Origin of the sequence: Paraburkholderia sp. BR13439 (assembly GCF_040948805.1) — a bacterium.
In the GTDB taxonomy this organism is placed as follows: Bacteria; Pseudomonadota; Gammaproteobacteria; order Burkholderiales; family Burkholderiaceae; genus Paraburkholderia; species Paraburkholderia youngii.
Window position 1 is genome coordinate 293,545 of sequence record NZ_JBFPKN010000008.1, and the last position, 19,620, is coordinate 313,164.

General features: G+C 63.8%; 19 protein-coding genes. 16 read left to right on the top strand and 3 right to left on the bottom strand.

What is annotated here, in order from left to right:
* Nucleotides 1-124 precede the first annotated feature (124 nt).
* From AB3X96_RS18540 to AB3X96_RS18615, 16 genes are all read left to right on the top strand, one after another.
* Entirely contained in the window at nucleotides 125-1,804 is a 1,680-nt protein-coding gene (locus AB3X96_RS18540; protein ID WP_368590815.1) for an FAD-dependent oxidoreductase, read from the top strand.
* Nucleotides 1,801-2,706: a fumarylacetoacetate hydrolase family protein gene (locus AB3X96_RS18545; RefSeq protein WP_368590816.1), complete on the top strand. Its 906-nt coding sequence runs from the start codon at nucleotides 1,801-1,803 to the stop codon at nucleotides 2,704-2,706. The genes AB3X96_RS18540 and AB3X96_RS18545 overlap by 4 nt, the downstream gene beginning before the upstream one ends.
* A 42-nt stretch (nucleotides 2,707-2,748) precedes the next feature.
* On the top strand, nucleotides 2,749-3,687 hold the full coding sequence (locus tag AB3X96_RS18550) for a cupin domain-containing protein (protein WP_368590817.1): 939 nt from the start codon (nucleotides 2,749-2,751) through the stop codon (nucleotides 3,685-3,687).
* Nucleotides 3,688-3,711: 24 nt separating this feature from the next.
* Nucleotides 3,712-4,854, top strand: a complete 1,143-nt coding sequence (locus tag AB3X96_RS18555; RefSeq protein ID WP_368590818.1) for an acyl-CoA dehydrogenase family protein — start codon at nucleotides 3,712-3,714, stop codon at nucleotides 4,852-4,854.
* Between the two features lie 36 nt (nucleotides 4,855-4,890).
* The gene (locus tag AB3X96_RS18560) at nucleotides 4,891-6,390 is read left to right on the top strand and encodes an aldehyde dehydrogenase (protein ID WP_368590819.1); all 1,500 of its coding nucleotides are present in this window, start codon (nucleotides 4,891-4,893) and stop codon (nucleotides 6,388-6,390) included.
* Between the two features lie 29 nt (nucleotides 6,391-6,419).
* Complete coding sequence (locus tag AB3X96_RS18565; RefSeq protein ID WP_184225738.1) at nucleotides 6,420-7,286, top strand: enoyl-CoA hydratase-related protein; 867 nt, start codon at nucleotides 6,420-6,422, stop codon at nucleotides 7,284-7,286.
* Entirely contained in the window at nucleotides 7,283-8,446 is a 1,164-nt protein-coding gene (locus AB3X96_RS18570; RefSeq protein ID WP_368590820.1) for a CaiB/BaiF CoA transferase family protein, read from the top strand. The genes AB3X96_RS18565 and AB3X96_RS18570 overlap by 4 nt, the downstream gene beginning before the upstream one ends.
* 29 nt (nucleotides 8,447-8,475) lie before the next feature.
* The gene (locus AB3X96_RS18575) at nucleotides 8,476-9,705 is read left to right on the top strand and encodes an NAD(P)/FAD-dependent oxidoreductase (protein WP_368590821.1); all 1,230 of its coding nucleotides are present in this window, start codon (nucleotides 8,476-8,478) and stop codon (nucleotides 9,703-9,705) included.
* A gap of 29 nt (nucleotides 9,706-9,734) precedes the next feature.
* The gene (locus AB3X96_RS18580; protein ID WP_184225740.1) at nucleotides 9,735-10,046 is read left to right on the top strand and encodes a 2Fe-2S iron-sulfur cluster-binding protein; all 312 of its coding nucleotides are present in this window, start codon (nucleotides 9,735-9,737) and stop codon (nucleotides 10,044-10,046) included.
* Between the two features lie 11 nt (nucleotides 10,047-10,057).
* Nucleotides 10,058-10,930, top strand: coding sequence for an acyl-CoA thioesterase (locus tag AB3X96_RS18585; protein ID WP_368590822.1), 873 nt, complete (start codon nucleotides 10,058-10,060; stop codon nucleotides 10,928-10,930).
* A gap of 30 nt (nucleotides 10,931-10,960) precedes the next feature.
* Entirely contained in the window at nucleotides 10,961-12,628 is a 1,668-nt protein-coding gene (locus tag AB3X96_RS18590) for an ATP-dependent acyl-CoA ligase (RefSeq protein WP_368590823.1), read from the top strand.
* Nucleotides 12,629-12,795: 167 nt separating this feature from the next.
* Nucleotides 12,796-13,491: an SDR family NAD(P)-dependent oxidoreductase gene (locus AB3X96_RS18595; RefSeq protein ID WP_368590824.1), complete on the top strand. Its 696-nt coding sequence runs from the start codon at nucleotides 12,796-12,798 to the stop codon at nucleotides 13,489-13,491.
* A gap of 87 nt (nucleotides 13,492-13,578) precedes the next feature.
* On the top strand, nucleotides 13,579-14,754 hold the full coding sequence (locus AB3X96_RS18600) for a cytochrome P450 (RefSeq protein ID WP_368590825.1): 1,176 nt from the start codon (nucleotides 13,579-13,581) through the stop codon (nucleotides 14,752-14,754).
* 43 nt (nucleotides 14,755-14,797) lie between these two features.
* The gene (locus AB3X96_RS18605) at nucleotides 14,798-15,049 is read left to right on the top strand and encodes a ferredoxin (protein ID WP_176107949.1); all 252 of its coding nucleotides are present in this window, start codon (nucleotides 14,798-14,800) and stop codon (nucleotides 15,047-15,049) included.
* The gene (locus AB3X96_RS18610) at nucleotides 15,046-16,293 is read left to right on the top strand and encodes an NAD(P)/FAD-dependent oxidoreductase (RefSeq protein ID WP_368590826.1); all 1,248 of its coding nucleotides are present in this window, start codon (nucleotides 15,046-15,048) and stop codon (nucleotides 16,291-16,293) included. Before AB3X96_RS18605 ends, AB3X96_RS18610 begins: the two co-directional genes overlap by 4 nt.
* Before the next feature lie 24 nt (nucleotides 16,294-16,317).
* Nucleotides 16,318-17,490 (top strand): CaiB/BaiF CoA transferase family protein, encoded by a 1,173-nt coding sequence (locus AB3X96_RS18615; RefSeq protein WP_368590827.1) that lies wholly within the window; start codon nucleotides 16,318-16,320, stop codon nucleotides 17,488-17,490.
* Between the two features lie 5 nt (nucleotides 17,491-17,495).
* On the opposite strand, the gene AB3X96_RS18620 is transcribed toward AB3X96_RS18615, so the two are convergent.
* From AB3X96_RS18620 to AB3X96_RS18630, 3 genes are all read right to left on the bottom strand, one after another.
* Nucleotides 17,496-18,455: a LysR substrate-binding domain-containing protein gene (locus AB3X96_RS18620; protein ID WP_368590828.1), complete on the bottom strand. Its 960-nt coding sequence runs from the start codon at nucleotides 18,453-18,455 to the stop codon at nucleotides 17,496-17,498.
* 1 nt (nucleotide 18,456) lies between these two features.
* Nucleotides 18,457-18,585: a hypothetical protein gene (locus AB3X96_RS18625; protein WP_368590829.1), complete on the bottom strand. Its 129-nt coding sequence runs from the start codon at nucleotides 18,583-18,585 to the stop codon at nucleotides 18,457-18,459.
* Between the two features lie 97 nt (nucleotides 18,586-18,682).
* Nucleotides 18,683-19,480 (bottom strand): SDR family NAD(P)-dependent oxidoreductase, encoded by a 798-nt coding sequence (locus AB3X96_RS18630; protein WP_368590830.1) that lies wholly within the window; start codon nucleotides 19,478-19,480, stop codon nucleotides 18,683-18,685.
* Nucleotides 19,481-19,620: the final 140 nt, after the last annotated feature.

Sequence of the window (19,620 nt, forward strand, 5' to 3'; positions counted from 1 at the left end):
ACAGTATTGGTCGAGGCACGGGGGTGCTTGCTAGAGTGGCTTCACATCGAGGTGCCGCTGTCGAAAAGCAAGGCGGTGCGACGTAGGTTCTAACGACACGTGGAGCATGATGGAGCATTCAGCTATGGCGCAAATCGAAGCGAGCGGGCACGCCCCGGTCGTCATTATTGGAGCGGGGCCGATCGGCCTTTCCCTCGCAGGCGATCTCGGGTGGCGAGGCGTTCCTTGCGTGCTGATCGAACGCAGCGACGGCACCGTGTCCCAGCCCAAGATGGACATGGTCGGCATCCGCACAATGGAGTTCTGCCGCCGCTGGGGCATCGTCGAGGATGTCGAGAACGCGGGCTACAACAGAGACTATCCGCAGGACTACGCCTGGGTGTCGCAACTGGCGGGCGGCTATGAATTCGGCCGCGAGCGGTTTCCGAGCGTGCGGGATGAGGCGCGCCCCGAGCAGAGCCCGCAAAAGCGCGAGCGCTGCCCGCAGAATTTCTTCGACCCCGTGCTGACGCGCTTCGCGCAGAAGACGGGTAAGGTGCAGTTCCGCTATTGCACCGAATACGTATCGCATGAAGAGCATGACGACGGCGTTTCTGTGACCGTGCGCGACCTGGCATCGGGCAAGGAAGATACGATCGAGTGCCTATATCTCGTGGGTTGCGACGGCGGCGCGAGCCGCGTGAAGGAGAACCTCGGGATCCGCATGACCGGTACGCCCGCGCTGACTTATACAACCAACGCGATTATCGAATGCAAGGGGCTCGAAGCGCTGCACGACAAGAAGCCTGGCTATCGCTACATCTTCATCGGACCAGAAGGCACGTGGAGCACGGTGGTCGCGATCAATGGACGGGACCAGTGGCGCTTTTCAATCGTCGGCGACGGCACGATGCGCACGCTCTCAGAAGAGGATGTGGCGAAGGCTTTCCGGCGCGCTGTAGGCCGCGATGACTTCAATTTCAGGATCTTGTCGGTGATGCCGTGGATTCGCCGCCAGCTTGTCGCGGACAACTACGGAACCGCGCGCGTGAAGATCGCCGGCGACGCCGCCCACCTGACTTCACCCACCGGGGGCTTCGGCATGAATATGGGCATCCAGGACTCCGTGGATCTCGGCTGGAAGCTGCAGGCGATGGTCGAGGGGTGGGGCGGCGAACATCTGCTCGATACCTACGAGTTTGAACGCCGTCCGGTTGCCATCCGCAACGTCAACGAGGCGACCAACAATCTCAAGCTCATGCTCACGCCACGCAAGAATCTGAGCCCCGCCGTGTTCGAGTCGGGCGAAGCGGGCGATGAGGCGCGCCGTGTTTTCGGCGATGCCTACACGGCGATGATGAAGCGCGAGTGGTACACGATCGGTATTCATTTGGGCTTCCGGTACGAAGGCTCGTCGATCGTTGTCCCCGATGGCACGCCGGAGCCCGAGGACACGATCAGCACCTATGTGCAGACTTCGCGTCCGGGCCATCGCGCGCCACATGTGTGGCTCGCGCCCGGCCGCTCCACGCTCGACCTGTTCGGCCAGAGCTTCGTGCTGCTGCGCTTCGACGCATCGCTCGATGTGGAAACGCTGCGCGACGCGGCGCAACGCGCGGGCGTGCCTTTCACGGTCGTCGATATCGGCAATGACGCGGCACGTGCCGTGTACGAGCGCGCACTCGTGCTCGTGCGTCCGGATGGGCACGTGGCATGGCGCGCCGACGCGGCACCCGAAGATGCGCAGGCGTTGATCGACGTGATTCGCGGCGTGTATCCCGTGAAGCCCGAGGCGGTCGTCACCGAAGAGGTGGCCACGCGATGAAGCTCGTCACATTCGATCAAGGCCGTATCGGCATCGTGGATGGCGAGCGTGTCATCGATATCACCGAGCTCGCGGGCGCAGAGCCGGGCACATGGCCGCCCGTCGGCATGGTGCGCCTGATCGCCGACTGGCAGGCGCGCAGCCCCGCGCTGCACGACGCACTGACCCGACGCGAAAGCAGGCCGCTCGCCGAGGTTCGGCTCGAAGCGCCCGTGCAGTGGCCGAACAAGGTCATCGCGTTTCCCGCGAACTATCACGCGCATATCGACGAGATGAAGCATGGCTCCGGCAGCGGCGTGATCTCGACCTACAAGGCGAGCGGCCAGGGCTTCTTCCTGAAGGCGAACTCTAGTCTGAGCGGTCCCGCGGACGACATCGTCCTGCCGCCGCTCGCAGGCCGCGAGATTCATCACGAGTGCGAGCTCGGCGTTGTGATCGGCAGGCGAGGGCGCGGCGTGACGCGGGCCGATGCGCGCGACTATGTGTTCGGCTTCACGTGTCTGCTCGACATGGTCGTCCGCGGCAAGGAGGAGCGTGTGATGCGCAAGTCCTTCGACACGTTCTGCCCGACCGGGCCGTGGATCACGACCGCCGATGAAATCGCCGATTTCGACAACATCGAGATGCGTCTCTTCGTGAACGGCCAGGAACGTCAGTCGGCTTCGACGCGCAATCTGATCGTCGACATTCCCGAGATGATCGCGATGTCCTCGGCCGTGATGACGCTCGAACCGGGCGACATCATCGCGAGCGGCACGCCGGCTGGCGTCGGTCCCGTCGAGGACGGCGACGTGCTGGAGATCGTGATCGACGGCGTCGGCTCGATGACGCTCGACGTGCGTCAGGGTGAACTCGGCATGCACGCCGTGTGGGACGAGGCGAAAGCCGGTCTGGCGGTATAACGCGCGCCGCTTCGTATGCAGACAAACGAACAGGGAGCAGCAATGTCGCACACGGTCACACAGGCGCCCGCCGCGCCTCAAGGTTACTTTGATGACTTGCAGGCCCGCGCGCTCTCGCCGGGCTGGGCGAAGAAAGTGCCGCAGATGTGGCCGGCGCCACGGCCGCGTTTCGTGCCCGCCTTGTGGCGCTATGCCGATGCCCGCGCCGCACTCGATGCCGCGTGCGCCTTCGTCTCGCCCGAGCAGGCGGAGCGCCGCAATCTGATCATGGTCGATCCGATTGCCGACAACATCTACCCGACCTGCCGCAATCTGGTGGCCGCGTATCAGCTTGTGCTGCCCGGCGAGACCGCGCGTTCGCACCGGCATTCGCCCAATGCACTGCGCCTGATTCTCGATGCGGGCGAGCGCACTTTCACGATCGTCAACGGCGTGCAGATCGACGTCGCGCCGGGCGATGTGGTGCTCACACCGTCGTGGCACTGGCACGGCCACAGCAACTTCGGCGACGAGCCCGCTTTCTGGATCGACTTTCTCGATGTGCCGCTGGTGCAGAACCTCGAATGCATGTTCTTCGAGGATCATCCGCGGCGCAACGAACCGGTGACGTCGCACGAACCGGATTCGCCGATGCGTCACAAGCGCGCCGAGCTGGAGCGCGGCGCGCGCGAACACGGCACTTTCGAACTCGCCACCGATTGCCTGAAGACCATCGGCGTGCAGTCGATCGGCCTGGCGCGTGGCGCACGCGAGGAACAGCGACCGCGCATCGACAACAACCTGTACACGGTCATGAGCGGGCACGTGCGGATCACCGTCGAGCCGCTCGGCGCCGTCGAGCTCACGCGCGGCGATGTGATCGCCATTCCCTGCTGGCACGCGTTCACGATCGAGAGCCTGTCCGAACAGGCGCAACTGATTTGCGTGAGCGACGAGCCCGCGATGCGCGCGCTCGGCTTTCGCGACGTGACGCTGCCGTAATGCAAGGCATATGAGGAGAACAAGGTGAAGTTCAGCGAAGAACAGGAAATGCTGCGCGACATGGTGCGCAGGGTCGCGGACGAACAGGTGCGCCCGCTCGTCGCGGAAATGGAGGAGACGCGTGATTTTCCGGATGCGCTCGTCGAAGTGTTCGGCGATCTCGGCCTCTTGCAGATGTGGGTACCGGAGGAATACGGCGGACCGGGGGGCAATCTGACCTCGGTGTGCATCGCGAAGGAGGAGATCGGCAAGGTGTCGCTGGCCGCCTCGACGCTGTGTGCGAACAACTCGATCGGCCTCATCCTGCCGTTGCTGCATTTCGGCACCGACGCACAAAAGGCGCGCTATCTGCCGGAAGCCGCGAAGGGCCGCACGATCTCGTCGGTCGCGATCACGGAGCCGGAGGCCGGTTCCGACGTCTCCGCGATCCGCACCACGGCCCGCCGCGACGGCGCGTCGTATGTGATCGACGGACAGAAGAGCTGGATAACGTGGGCCGCGCAAGCGCACTTCATGCTCGTTTTCGCGCGCACGTCGGAAGGGCGCGGGCACGAGGGCATCAGCGTGTTCCTCGTCGATACGAAGACGCCGGGCCTCAAGGTCGGCCGCAAGGAAGTGAAAATGGGCCGCCACGGCTCGCCGACCTATCAGGTGTTCTTCGAGAACATGCGCGTCGATACCGATTGCCTGCTCGGCGAGGAAGGCCACGGATTCAAGGCCTGCATGCGGATTCTCGACCTGAACCGGCCTTCGGTCGCGGCGTCGTCGCTCGGGCTCGCACAGGCGGCGCTCGACGAGTCGGTGCAATACGCGAAGGACCGCCGCCAGTTCGGCAAGCGGATCGGCGACTTTCAGGCGATCCAGTTCAAGCTCGCCGACATGGCGATGAAGATCGAGGCCGCGCGCACGCTGCTCTACACGAGCACGCAGGAAATCGACGCGGGCGACACGAGCCGCCTCACGCTGCTTTCGTCGATGGCGAAGTGCTATGTCACCGACGTCGCCATGGAAGCCGCGCTCGAAGCTGTGCAGGTGCACGGCTCATACGGCTACTCGACGGAATATCCCGTCGAGCGCTTCATGCGCGACGCGAAGCTGAACCAGATTCTCGAAGGCACCAACGAGATTCATCGGCTGATCATCGCGCGGCAGCTGCTCGGCAAGTGACGTGGGACAACGACATTGACCATGAGGGACACTGACATGACGACGAGTTTTCATCCGGCACTGGGTGAGGCGGCCCGCGACTTCCTTTCGCGCGAACACGGACTGCTGATCGACGGCCGCATGATCGCATCCGATGGAGGCAAGCGCACCGACATCCTCGATCCCGCGACGGGCGAAGTGATCGCCACGGTCGCGGAAGCGACCGCCACCGACGTGGATCGCGCCGTCGAAGCCGCACGTCGCGCGCTGGAAGGACCGTGGCGCAAGACCACACCATCGGAACGCACGCGCATGATGCTGCGCTTCGCCGATCTGATCGAAGCGCACGGCGACGAGCTCGCGCAGCTCGAATGCATCAACAGCGGCAAGCCGCTGCCGTTCTGCCGCAACGGCGACGTGGTGGGCATCATCGAGATGCTGCGCTACATGGCCGGCTGGACCACCAAGATGAGCGGCGAGACACCGAACGTGTCGCTGCCGGGCGAATGGCACGCATACACGCTGCGCGAACCGGTGGGCGTGGTTGGGCAGATCATTCCGTGGAATTTTCCGCTCAACATGGCGATGTGGAAGATCGCGCCCGCCCTGGCAGCGGGTTGCGTGGTCGTTATGAAGCCGTCGGAGCAGACCCCTCTCACGGCGCTCAGGCTCGGCGAACTCGCGCTGGAAGCGGGGATTCCGCCAGGCGTGCTGAACATCGTGACTGGCTTCGGCAATCCTGTCGGCTCCGCGATCGCCGCTCATCCGGGCATCGACAAGGTCGCGTTCACGGGCTCCGGCGAGACGGGACGGCGCATTTTGCAGGCAGCGAGCGGCAACCTCAAGCGCGTCTCACTGGAACTGGGCGGCAAGTCTCCCGTGATCGTCTTTCCCGACGCGAACCTCGAAGCCGCGGTCGCGGGCGTGTGCTCGTCGATCTTCTTTCATGCCGGGCAGATTTGCGCGGCGGGTTCACGGCTCTACGTCCACGAACGCGCGTTCGAGCCGATGCTGGAGCTCATCGCCAAGCGCGCGAACGGCATGAAGATGGGCCACGGCCTCGACGCTGGCACGGACATGGGTCCCGTCATCTCGCGGCGCCAGCTCGATCGCGTCGCGGGCTACATCCACAGCGGACAGGAAGAGGGCGCAACGCTCTACGCGGGTGGCGGCTCGTCGGGCGAACGCGGCTACTTTGTGCAACCCACCGTGCTGACCGGCGTCAAGCCCGGCATGAAGGTGCATGACGAGGAAATCTTCGGGCCGGTGCTGTGCGCGATGTCCTTCGACGACGACGACCTCGACCGTATCGCCGCGACCGCGAACGCCTCCAGCTACGGGCTCGCGGCCAGCATCTGGACGAAGGACATCGGCCGCGCGCACAAGATGGCGCGCCGCATGCAGGCGGGCATCGTCAACGTGAACGCGCTCTCGTCGCCCGACGCGACCTTGCCCTACGGCGGCTACAAGCAATCGGGCTGGGGCCGCGAACGCGGCTTCGAGGCGATCGAGCTCTACACCGAGGTCAAGGCGGTCGCGATCAATCTGAACAACTGACGCAGACCACACAGGACAGGAGAATACCCATGACAGGCAGCATCGACTACATCGCGAAGGACGGCCGGGCCTACATCACGATCAACCGCCCGGAGAAGAAAAACGCGATGACGAGCGCCATGCTCGATCAACTAATGGACGGCTACGACCGGGCCGAAGCCGACGACGACGTGCGCGTGGTCGTGTTGCAAGGCGCTGGCGAAGACTTCACGACCGGCCACGATCTGGCTGAAGTCGGCACCGAATACGGAGAGACCACGTACGACGACAAGGGTCGTGCGCGCAAGCCGAGCCAGCGTGCGCGGCTGTTGCACGACAAGCGCTATATCGAACGCTTTGAGCGGATTTTCAAGTTTCTCAAACCAACGCTGTCGCTCGTCAAGGGCTATTGCCTCGGCGGCGGTTTGTACCTGGCCGAAGCGTCGGATCTCGTCATCGCGGCTGACACCGCGAAGATGGGACATCCGGAGCAGAAGCTCGGGCTGTCAGGCGCTGCCTACTTCGCCGCCTGGGAGATGATGACGCTCGGTCCGCGCAAGGCGCGCGAACTACTGCTGATGGCTGACGTCTGGGACGCGCAAACCTGTCTCGCGAACGGTTTCGTCAACAAGGTCGTGCCACGCGCGTCGCTCGTCGAAGCGGGCGAGGAATGGGCGGAGCGCATCGTACGTTTGCCACGCGACGGCATCGTAATGGGCAAGGCCGCGACGAATCTGGCGATGAATGCGCTCGGCATCGACGCCCAGTTCTCCTACGGTCACGTTCTGCATACACTCGCCACCAACGTGCGTTACGAAGCCGACGAGTACAACTTCATGAAGCAGCGCCGCGACAAGGGCGTGCGTGCGTCGAACCACGAGCGCGAAGCGTTCTACACCGAAAAGGACAAAGCATGAAGACGGCGCTGCAGGGCCTGAAGGTGCTCGATTTCACGCAGATGATGACCGGCCCGTTCGCGACGATGATGCTCGGCGATTGCGGCGCCGACGTGATCAAGGTCGAGCAGCCGGAAGGCGATCCGTTCCGCCGCTCTGGCGAGACAACGCTCAACGGCGACGGCGCGTTCTTTCTTGGCGTGAATCGCAACAAGCGCGGGATCGTGCTCGATCTGAAGACGGAGGAAGGACGCGCTGCCGCGCGAGCGCTCGCCGCCGAGGCCGACGTGCTGGTTGAAAATTTTCGACCGGGCTTTACGGAACGCGTCGGCATCGGCTATGAAGCGCTACGCGAACTGAATCCGCGCCTCGTTTATTGCTCGATCTCGGGCTTCGACCGCAACGGCCCCGACCGCAATCGCCCTGCGCTCGATATGATCATTCAGGCCATCTCGGGCGTGATGCAGGTCACGGGTACGCAAGAATCCGGCCCGCTCAAGACGGGATTTCCCTTCTCGGATCTTGTTACCGCGCTGCTCGCGGCGATCGGCATGCTCACCGCGTTGCAGGCGCGCGAGCGCACAGGCGAAGGACAACGCGTCGATCTGTCAATGCTCGACGCGAGCATATTCAGCCAGGTGCCGCGCGATGTTTATTTCGATCTGACTTCGAAGACGCCCTTGCGCATGGGCAACCAACACTGGGACATCGTGCCGAACAACACATACGCGACGTCCGACGGCCGCGACATCATGATCATCACGATCAACGACAAGTTCTGGCAGGTGCTGTGCGACGCGCTCGATGCACCGGAGCTCAAGACCGACGAGCGCTTCGCGACGAAGGCTGCACGTCTTGCGAATCGTGAACTCGTCAACGAACGGCTCGCCGCGATCTTCTCGACCCGCGATCTCGACGCGTGGGAAGCGCGGCTGTCCGCGGCGGGCGCGATCTACGGCGCGGTGCGCACGTGGCCCGAAGTTTTCAGCGATCCGCACGTCGTCGACAACTTGTTGAAGACGCTGCCGCACCCGAAGGGCGGCGAATTCAAGATCATCAATAATCCGCTGAACTTCTCCGCCACGCCGACGCGGATCGACCGCTCGCCGCCGATGCTTGGCGAACACAACGAGGAAGTGCTAAAGCAGCACGGCGGCGCATGGCCTGTGGTGGTCGCATAAGACGGGATCGGCAATAGCAAGGAGGCATCGTGGAAAGGACCTGCATCATCGTCGGCGCGAGCCATGCGGCGGCGCAACTTGCGCCGAGTCTTCGGCAAGAAGGGTGGCAAGGGCGCATCATTGTGGTCGGCGACGAGCCCCATTTTCCGTATCATCGGCCGCCATTGTCGAAGGCGTATTTGCTGGGCGAAAAGAGCAGCAACGATCTGCTGATCCGGGCCGAGGACGCTTACGGCAAACTCGGCATCGAGTTTTGTCTGGGCGAGCGGGTCGTCGCGATCGATCGGGAACGCAAGTCAGTGATGCTGCGCGATGGCGCATCGCTCGCCTACGACAAGCTCGCGCTCTGCACCGGTACACGTGTGCGGACCGTTGCGCTCCCCGGCGCGCAACTCGAAGGCGTACATTACCTGCGCGGCATCGCAGACATCGATCGCATTCGCCGCCACGTGCAGCCGGGCGGGTACGCTGCAATTGTCGGCGGCGGCTATATCGGGCTGGAGACGGCGGCTGTGCTCAGGCGTCTCGGTATGCATGTAACCGTGCTCGAAATGGCGCCGCGCGTGCTCGCGCGTGTCACTGCGCCGCAGGTGTCTGGCTTCTTCGAGCGCGTGCATCGGGAAGAGGGCGTCGATATCCGCACGAGTGTCACCGTCGATCGTTTCGAGGGCGACGGGCACGTCAAGCGGATCGTGCTGAACGACGGCACGGCGCTCCCTGCGAGCCTGGTCGTGATCGGCGTCGGCGTGGTGCCTAACGTCGAGCTGGCGCAGGCGGCCGGGCTCGATGTCGATAACGGCATCGTCGTCGATGAGTGCGCACGGACATCAGACCCGGACATCGTCGCGGCGGGCGACTGCACGCTACATCCGTCGCCGTACTACGGCCGCATACGACTCGAATCGGTCCCCAACGCGACTGAACAGGCGAAAGCAGCCGCCGCGGCGCTGTGCGGCAAGGATAAGCCGTATCGTGCGACACCGTGGTTCTGGTCCGACCAATACGACATCAAGCTGCAGATTGCGGGCATCAACACGGGTTACGACCAGGTCGTTGTGCGCGGGCCGCGCGACACAGGCCGCAGTTTCAGCGCCTTCTACCTGAAGGAAGGCCGGCTCCTCGCAGTCGATTGCATCAATCGCGCGCAGGATTTTATGCTCAGCAAGCGCGTGATCGCCGAAGCCGTGCCACTCGATCCGGCATGCTTGGCCGACGAGGCGTTTTCATTGAAGTCGCTGTTCGAAACGGCGCAACACTAGTCCGATCAAGTTAGCCAGAGAGGTGTGCAATGCCAGTCATCAAATACGTACAGGTAAGCGGTGAGACCACGGAAGTCGACGTACCGCTCGGCAGTTCCGTGATGCAGGGTGCCGTCGACAACATGATCGCGGGCATCGTCGCCGAATGCGGCGGCGCGTGCAGTTGCGCGACCTGCGAAGTCTATGTCGACGATGCGTGGATGGGCGTGGTCGGCGAAGCGTGCGATGTCGAGCGCGAAATGCTCGAAGGTCTCGGAGAGCCGCGCAGCAATAGCCGCCTGAGCTGCCAGATCGAGATCACGCCGGAGCTGGACGGCCTCGTCGTCGCGATTCCTGGCTGACCGGAGGGCGTATGGCGCTGACGGTGAGCGATCTGCTGTCGGTCCTTCGGGTGCGCGAGGAAAGTCGTCACGTATTCGCGAGCGACTCGCTCTTCGATGGCGTGCGGCGCATTTACGGCGGACAAATGCTCGCCCAGTCGATCATGGCGATGGGGCGAACCGTGCGCGAGGCGCACGGCCTGCATTCGATGCAGGGTTATTTCGTACACCCTGGGGACGTGTCGAAGCGCATCCGCTTCGACGTGCAACTGGTGCGCGATGGCCGCAGCTTCAGCACGCGCCGGGTGACCGTCACGCAGAGTGAGCGCGTGGTGTTCATCGGCGCGGCCTCGTTTCAGGCGTCAGAGGGCGATCACGAGCGTCTCGCACGGATGCCGGACGTGCCATCGCCCGAACACATGCCCGCCGAAGCGGAGTTTTACGCGCGCGAAGCCCATCTGCTGGAGCGACGCCGCTCGCACGTATCGACGATCATGAGGCTCTTCGAGCGGCGCAGCGAGATGTGGCGGCCTTGGCTCGATCCGGGCGTAATGGCGCCCTCCAACGGGCTTTGGTGCCGGTTGCGCGAGCCGTGCGGCGACGATCCTCTGCTCTGTCATGCCGTGCTCGCCTATGCGTGCGATCTCGACCTCATGACCACCGCGATGCGTCCGCGCGGCCACGGCACGATGGACCGCCGCGCGCGCTCGGCGAGCCTCGATCACGCGATGTGGTTCCATGCGCCCGTGCGCCCCGATGCGTGGTTCTACTACGAAATGAGCGGGCCGTGCGCGACAAACAATCGCGGGCTTGGCGCGGGCGCGTTGTATCAGGACGGGCGGCGGATCGGTACGGCGATGCAGGAAGGGCTGATGCGCGTCAATGAGGATGAGAGTCTTGCGTGACGCCGTCGCGCAACCTATGAATGAATCAGGGTGAGCGACACGATGGGTCAGTGGGACGACAAGTTCGAACGCGCCGCGCGGAGATGGGCCGAATGGAGGATGCACGAGTATGCGCAGACCGAGCGCGTGATCGGCCATATCATCGAGGACAAGGCGCGGCGACATCCGCATCATGAAGTGTTCCGGTTTCGCGACCGGACCGTTACGTTCGACGAGCTGAACGCATCGTCGAATCGCGCGGCGAATGGCTTTCGCGCGCTCGGCATCGAGCCCGGCGACAATGTCGCACTGATGCTTTCGAACCGCGTCGAGTTCCTGTTCGCGTGGTTCGGGCTTAACAGAATTGGCGCGGTTTGCGTGCCGATCAACGTCGCGCTGAAAGGCGAAGGGCTCGCGTATCAGATCGATCATGCAGATTGCGTTGCGCTCGTCGCCGAGCCCGCCTATGCCGGGACGCTAGGCGCCATCGCGGACCGGCTGCCGAAGCTGAATCACACGATTGTCGTGGATGCGCGCACGACGCCGCATCTCGCAGACTGGCCAGGGCGCGAAGCGCTGCACTTCGACGAACTCATGTCCCGCGCGGAGACCGCGCCCGGCGTTGCGGTGGACTTCAGGCAGTTATCGACTATCTCGTACACATCGGGCACGACGGGGCGCTCGAAGGGCGTGCTGATCAGCCATCACTACTGGTACGAAATCTGGTCGCAGGCGGTGAAGTACTCGCGCTATACAGACGAAGACGTTCTCTACACCGGCCTGCCGTTTTTTCACACGAGCGCGCAGGGGACGACCGGTCCCGCAATTCTGGCGGATGCGCAGGCGGTGTTCGCCGATCGCTTCTCGGCGAGCCGCATGCTCGACGATTGCCGCCGGTGGAACTGCACGTCGGCGAAATTCATCGGCGGGATGCTGTCGATCCTGATGAAGCAGGCGCCATCGCCGCTCGATGCCGACAATCCGCTTCGCTTGATGGTGGGCGCCGCCGCGCCGCCGCATCTTTGGCATGCTTTCGAGGCGCGCTTCAACACGCGCCTGCTTGAACTGTACGGCATGACCGAATGCAGCAGCTGTCTGGTGAATCCGTACGACGACCGCCGCGCGGGCGCGTGTGGAAGGGCGATCACGGGATACGACGTACGTATCGTGGATGATTTGGACAATGAAGTAGAACGCGGCACGACCGGCGAATTGATCGCGAGACCGCAACGCCCGTTTCTCGGCACGAGCGGCTATTACAAGGACCCCGCCGCGACGCTCGATCTGTTCCGGAATCTATGGATTCACACGGGCGACCTCGCGCGACAGGACGATGACGGTTATTTCCACTTCGTCGACAGAAAGAAGCAGGCGCTACGAAGGCGCGGTGAAAACATCTCGTCGTTCGAGGTTGAAGCCGTCATCGGGGCACATCCGGCGGTGCTCGAATCGTGCGTGGTGGGCGTACCAGCCGAGATGGGCGAAGACGACGTGAAGGTCGTCATCGTGCTCAGACACGGCGAGCGACTCACGGAAGCGGAGCTGATTCGCTGGTGCGAGCCGCGTCTCGCGTATTTCGCCATTCCCCGTTATATCGCGTTTCGCGACAGCCTGCCGAAAACGCCGAGCCAGCGCGTCGAGAAGTATCGGCTGCGCGCGGAAGGCGTCACCGACGACTGTTGGGATCGCGAACGCGCGGGCATCGTCATTCAGCGCTGATGCGCGCCGTCACGAAGCGGCAACGATAGGAAATCGGTCTCACTTTCTCGCAAAACAGTATTGGACCTGCATCGCCAGCCGGGCGAATCTTGAGCCTGAGCCGCTCGACGTGGAGCGTGCATGAAGATGATCCTGGTTCAAGACCATATCGTGAGAAGAGGTGACACATGACCACTAGCGTTGCAGTTGTTACGGGCTCGAACGGCCTGACGGGACAAGCCATTTGCAAGAACTTGAGTGAGCGCGGTTACAAGGTCGTCGGACTCGACATCGCCGAGTCGGGCAAGGGCGAGTACGCCTACCGCAAGTGCGACGTCACAGATATCGAACAGATTCGCGCGGCCGTCGAAGCGATCGACGCGGAGCACGGCACGATCCGCGTGCTCATCAACAATGCGGGCGTCTGGCACGGGAAAACATTCTTCGACATCTCGCCCGCCGACTACGACTTCACCTACGGCGTCAATGCGCGCGCGCCGTTCTTCCTGAGCCAGGAAGTGGCGAAGCGTCTCGTGAAAACGGGCGGCGGCGGCGTGATCGTGAACCTCGCGTCGATCGTGGCCACGGCGGGCAGCGGCGTGACCGACTACGGCGGTTCGAAGGCGGCGGTCATCAACCTGACGAAGAGCCTCGCGAAGCCCCTCGGCCCCCATGGCATTCGGGTCACGGCCGTCTCGCCGGGGACCATCAACACCGCGATGGGCGAAAAGGTGCCCAAGGAGATCCGTGACAAACTCATCGCGGGCTCAGGCCTGCAGCGCGCCGCGGAACCGGAAGAGATCGCGTCGGCCATCGGCTTTCTCGTGAGTGACGACGCTCGCTACGTCACCGGCGCAACACTCGACGTCAATGGCGGTCTGTAAGCGGCTTGCCGACATGAACTCAAGCATTCAATTGATCTGACGGGAGGCGCGATGTCTGGATGTCCTTTCAGCAAGCCGGCGTTCCCCATGCCACGGCAATGTCCTTTCGTTCCGCCCGCAGAGTACCGTGATTTTCAGCAGCAGCCGGGACCGGTAAAAGTGCAGATGTGGGACGGCCGGGACGCCTGGCTGTTCACGCGTTACGACGATGTGCGCGCCGTGCTCGGCGATAACCGCTTCAGCGGCGATCCGCACGTAAGCGGCTTCCCGAGCCTCTCGCCCGCGCGCAATGCCGTCCTCGATCTGGAGCCCGCGTTCATTCGCATGGACCCGCCGCAGCACGGCCACTATCGGCGCATGCTGACGAAAGAATTCATGATCAAGCGGGTGAGCGAGCTTCGCCCGCGCATCGATTCGATTTTTAATCGACTCATTGATGAACTGCTCGAAAAGGGACCGCCCGCCAATTTGGTCGAAGACCTCTTCCTGCCGCTGACGTCGGAAGTAATCGCCGGCCTGCTCGATGTGCCCGCGAGCGATCACGGCTTCTTTCAGGAACAAAGCCGGCTCAAGGTGCTGCTCGACGTCGATCCGTCGATTCCGAAGGCGGCGTCAGACCGCATCCTCGCGTATCTCGACCGGCTAATCACCGAGCGTGCGAAAGATGCGGAAAACCGCACGGACCTGCTGAGCCGGCTCATCGTCGAGCAGGTGCGGCCGGGGCATCTGACGCATCGCGAACTGGTGATCATGGCTGAGCTGCTGCTGATGGCCGGCCACGAAACGACCGCGAACCAGATGGCGCTCGGCGTGTTCAGCTTCCTCACCAACCCGGACCAGCTGCGCTTGCTGCGTGAGAACCCTTCGCTGCTGCGCAATGCGGTCGAGGAAATGCTGCGCTTTCATACTATCGTTCACTACAACGCTTTCCGGGTCGCAACGGAAGACGTCGAAGTGGCGGGGCAGATGATCCGCAAGGGCGAGGGCGTAATCGCGCTGATTTCCGGTGCGAATCACGACGCCACGGCGTTCGAGCAGCCGGATCGCTTCGACATCACGCGCAAGGCCGATCATCACGTCGCGTTCAGCTACGGCATTCACCAGTGTCTGGGCCAGCCCCTTGCGCGCGTCGAGTTGCAGGTCGTGTTCGCGACGCTCTTCGAACGCATGCCGAGCTTGCGCTTTGCCGTGCCGCTCGAAGAGATCAAGGGCAAGGGCGATCATTTCGTGCAAGGCCTCGAAGCCTTGCCGGTTACCTGGTAATCAACTGGAGCGCGCTCATAGTAGCGATGAAGGAGAGCAGGGCATGGCAAACGGAAACTTCAAACTGCGCGTCGCAGTGGATCAGGACGTGTGTGTCGGCGCGGGACTTTGCGTGCTGTCGACTGCCGAGGTGTTCGACCAGCGCGACGAGGACGGTGTCGTGAAGCTGTTGCAGACAGAACCGGACGAGGCACTCTACGAAAAGGTGCTCGGCGCAGCACGCAAATGCCCGTCAAAGGCGATCAAGGTCGAGAAGTTGACCGACGATGCAGACACGCAGGAGAGCGGGCAGTGAACGCGCGGCCCGAATCGGTGGTGATCGTCGGCGCGGGGCAGGCCGGCCTGCAGACGGCGGCCTCCTTGCGCGACGAAGGGTACGAAGGCGCGATCCGGCTCATCGGCGACGAAGCGGGGCTCCCGTATCAAAGGCCGCCACTGTCCAAGAGCTTCCTGACCGGTGATATCGCGGCGGACGAACTGAGTCTCGAAGAATCCCACTGGTTCGACCACGCGCGCCTCGAGCTGCTGGCCGGTGAGCGCGTCGGCGCGATCGATCGCCGGCGTCAGAGGCTTTCGTTGCTGTCAGGGCGCATCGTGCCCTACGATCATCTCGTCCTCGCGACGGGATCGCGCAACCGCTCGCTACCCTTTGCGATGCAACCGGCGCACGGCGTCGTGTCGCTGCGCTCGGTGTGCGATGCGCAACTGCTCAAAGCGCGCCTCGCCGATGCGCGGCGCGTCGTCGTGATCGGCGCGGGATTTCTCGGCCTGGAGGTCGCGAGCATCGCGGCGGCGCGCGGTTGCGACGTGCATGTCGTCGAATCCGTGGATCGCGTGATGAAGCGCGCGATTTCCGCGGAAATGTCGGCTGCGTACGCCGCGCATCATCAGGCGTCGGGCGTGCGCTTTTTCTTCAATGCGCGCGTCGAGCGCATCGTCTGCCGCGATGATCAAGTCTGCGCTGTCGAACTGGCGGACGGCACGCGGCTCGACGCCGACCTCGTGCTCGTGGCCGCCGGCGTGGTGCCGAACAGCGAACTCGCGACCGCGTGCGGCCTGTCAGGCTTCAACGGCGTCATCGTCGATGAGCGCCTGCGCACATCGGATCCGGCGATCTCCGCCATCGGCGATTGCGCGGCGTTTCCATACGCGTTCGACGGCGGCGATCTGCTGCGCCTCGAATCGGTGCAGAACGCGGTCGATCAGGCGCGCCATGTGGCACGCGCTCTGCTCGGCGATGCGGCGCCCTACAACCAGACGCCTGTCTTCTGGAGCGATCAAGGCGGCGCGCGGCTGCAGATAGCGGGCGTCGCACGCAGGCTTGACAGCAGTGTCGTGCGCGGCGATCCCGAGTCTGGCGCGTTTTCGGTGTTCCGCTACCGGCATCATCGGCTGACCGGCGTCGAATCGTGCAACCGACCCGCCGAACATATGGCCGCGCGGCGGTTGTTGCAAAGGCGTATCAGTCCGACGCGCGAGCAGGCCGCGGATCCTTCGTTCGATCTGAAGCTGTTGCTGACGCTTGAGGAAGCGGTCTGAAATCCGTTGCGGAGAAAGACATTCATGGCTGCATCGCCCATTCTCGACGGCATCCGCATTCTCGACATGACGTCGGTGATCTTCGGCCCGTATTGCACGGCGACACTTGCCGAAATGGGCGCGGATGTCATCAAGATCGAGCCACTAGGCGGCGACGAGATCAGGCGCGTCGGGCGGCCCGCGAAGACGCGCGGCATGGGACCGGCGCACATGACGCTCAATCGCGGCAAACGCTCCGTCGTATGGGACCTGAAGACGCCGCGCGGGAAGGCATCGCTGTTGCGTCTGCTTTCCCGCTGCGACGTGTTCATTCATAACCTGCGGCGGGAGGCGATCGAGCGGCTCGGCCTCGGCTATGATGCGATCCGCACCCTGCATCCTCGTCTCGTCTATGTGCATTGCACGGGCTTCGGTGAAGGCGGTCCGTACTCAGGCCGGCCCGCGTACGACGACATCATCCAGGCTGCATCGGGGGCGGCAAGCCTTCTTCCGCGCGCCGACGGCAACCCCGCGCCGCGCTATCTCCCGATGGCGATGGCCGACAAGGTCGCCGGCCTGCATGCGACGTACGCCGTGCTCGGCGCATTGCTGCATCGCGAGCGGACCGGCCAGGGGCAGGCCGTCGAGGTGCCAATGTTCGAGAGCTTTACGCATTTCCTGTTGCAGGAGCATCTCTATGGCCGTGCGTTTATTCCGCCGACCGATGCCGCTGGCTACCCGCGCCAGCTCGATCCGCTGCGCCAGCCGCTGAAGTGTCTCGACGGCTATATCGCGGTCGCGCCTTACACGGACGAGCGCTGGGTGCGCTTCTTCGACGTGACGGGGCATGCGGACTTCCTCGAACAGGAAAAGCTATGCACGGCGCGCGAGCGCTTCCTCGCGCTCGACCGAATGCACGCGGAAATGGCCCGCATCGTGGCGGACAGGCCGTTGCGCCACTGGCTCATGCTCTTTGCCGAATGCGATATCCCCGCGTCAGAGGTCCGGGATCTCGAAGGTGTACTCACGGATCCTCATCTGACGTCGGTGGGCTTCTTTGAGCAAAGAACCCATCCGTCGGAGGGTGGCACGTTGCAGATGCGCCTGCCGGTGCGCTTTCACGACACTCGGCCGGCCGAGATGCGCGCAGCCCCCTGTCTCGGCGAGCACAGCGAAGAGATAGAGGCCTGGTTGCAGGAGGGCGACACGCCGCGCTGAGCGTGTCAGGCCGCGGCAGCTTCGACGAGACTCGGCGAAGATGTATTGATGAAGTACTGTGGATGACGCGCGATCAGTTGCGCCGCGTTCGCTCGCGCGGCCTCGCGCCATGCGTTGAGAAGGGGGGGCACGCGATCCTTGTGCCAGGCGAGCGACAGCGAGACGCCCGCGGTTTCGACGGCGAGCGGCCGATAGGCGACGCCGTGCGGCTGCATCAGTTGCATGATGGCGGGCACGACCGCAACGCCTACACCTGCCGCGACGAGACACGCGGACGTATGCATGTCGTAGGCCTCTTTTGCGATGTTGGGCTTGAGGTTCGCGTCCTCAAAGATATCGAGAATCTTGTCGCCGTAACCGCGCTCCGTCGCCGTGCCACGCGCGACGGCGATGAGCGGCCACTTCGCGAGATCGCGCAGATTGACCGGTCCGGGAACGTCATATTCGCTTCCGGCGGGCACGGCCACCACAAGCAACTCGCGATAGAGCAGCTCGGTCACGATGTTGTGATCGAAGACATGGCCGCGCACAAGCCCGACTTCGATCAGGCCTTCCTTGAGGCCCGCGATCTGCTGAGATATGGTCATTTCCTGCAGGCTCACGTCCGAGTTCGGTGCGAGCGTGTTGAAGATCCGCAGCGTGTTCGGCAGAAAGCAGTAGATCGCCGTGTAGATCGAGCCGACGATCAGATGCGCGCGCGCCCCTCGGCCCGATGCACGTACCGCCGCTATGGCCGCCGACGCCGTGTTGAGCACGCGCTGCGCGTGCTCAACGAGAATCTCCCCAGCCGGCGTGAGCAGTACTTTGCGTTTTTCGCGCGTGAAAAGCGGAGTGCCCAGTTCGTCTTCAAGGGCGATGATCTGTGCGCTCAACGCGGGCTGGGCGATGTTCACGCGCTCGGAAGCGCGCGTGAAGTTCAGCTCGGCGGCCACGGCGAGGAAATACTGGAGTTGGCGCATGTTCATGTCAGCGTTCCTTCCTTGCTGTTCGCGTGTAGGCGATCGCGACGATCGGTCCACACAGATTCGATTCCAGCTCGCCGAGATATCGGGCGACCAGGCGCTCGTCGGCGCCTTGGCGGATCGGGTCGGTCATATACAGGGCGAGGGTTAGCGCGTGCGCCAGGCGACGCGCGAACGTCGATGTTCCGCCGCGCCTGTTCGTCGCTCGCATCGGGTCACCGCGTTCGCGTTCAGTGGACGCCGCGCCATGCGAGCGTGCCGGCGTCGACGCTGAAGGTGCCGCCTGTCGAGAAAGACGCCTCGTCGGACGCGAGGAAGCACACGAGCTTCGCGACTTCTTCGGGACGTCCCAGACGTTTGAGCAGATGTGTGCCCCACAGACGCGCGCGGGCCTTCTCGCGGTCCTGCGCGTGCTCGACGCTGCGGGACAGCATCGGCGTGTCGATCGCCCCTGGCGCGTAGGCGTTGCAGCGAATGCCAGCGTCGGCGAGATCGAGTGCGATCGCCTTGGTCAGCATCACGACGCCGCCTTTGCTCGCCGCATACGCGGGCAAACCCGGATAGGCGACGCTGCCGGCGACGGACGCGCCATTAACGATGACGGGACCCTTGGTGGATTTCCGCAGCCACGGCGCGGCAAACTTGCTCGCAAGCCACATCGCCTTGAGATTTACGGTCATGACCGTGTCCCACACGGCTTCGGGCAGGTCTTCGATCGTCGGGGCGCGGCCGGTCAGTCCGTCGTCGGTGACGCCGGCGTTGTTGACGAGGACGTCGATGCCGCCCGCGAGGCGCGCGGTCTCGTCGATCATGTGGCGGATCGCGTCCGTGTCTGACAGATCCGTGCGGATAAAGCAGGCTTTCGCGCCGGCCTCTTCGACCTCGTGCGCGGCCGTCGTGCCGCGGTCCTCCTGCAGGTCCGCGAGCGTGACCCATGCGGCACCCTGGAGCGCTGCCTCGATCGCGATCGCGCGGCCCATCCCCTGCGCCGCGCCTGTGACCACGACGACTCGATCCTTGAGCTTCATTGCGTGTCTCCGTTCTGTTCTCGCCCGGGTTCGGGCTTCTTTGCCGGCGTCTCGTCCGCTGCAAGCGTGCGCCGGTCGATGAGAAAAAACTTAACGCAACTAAATGAGTTAATCTATAACAGTCTGTCTATGAAAGTTTA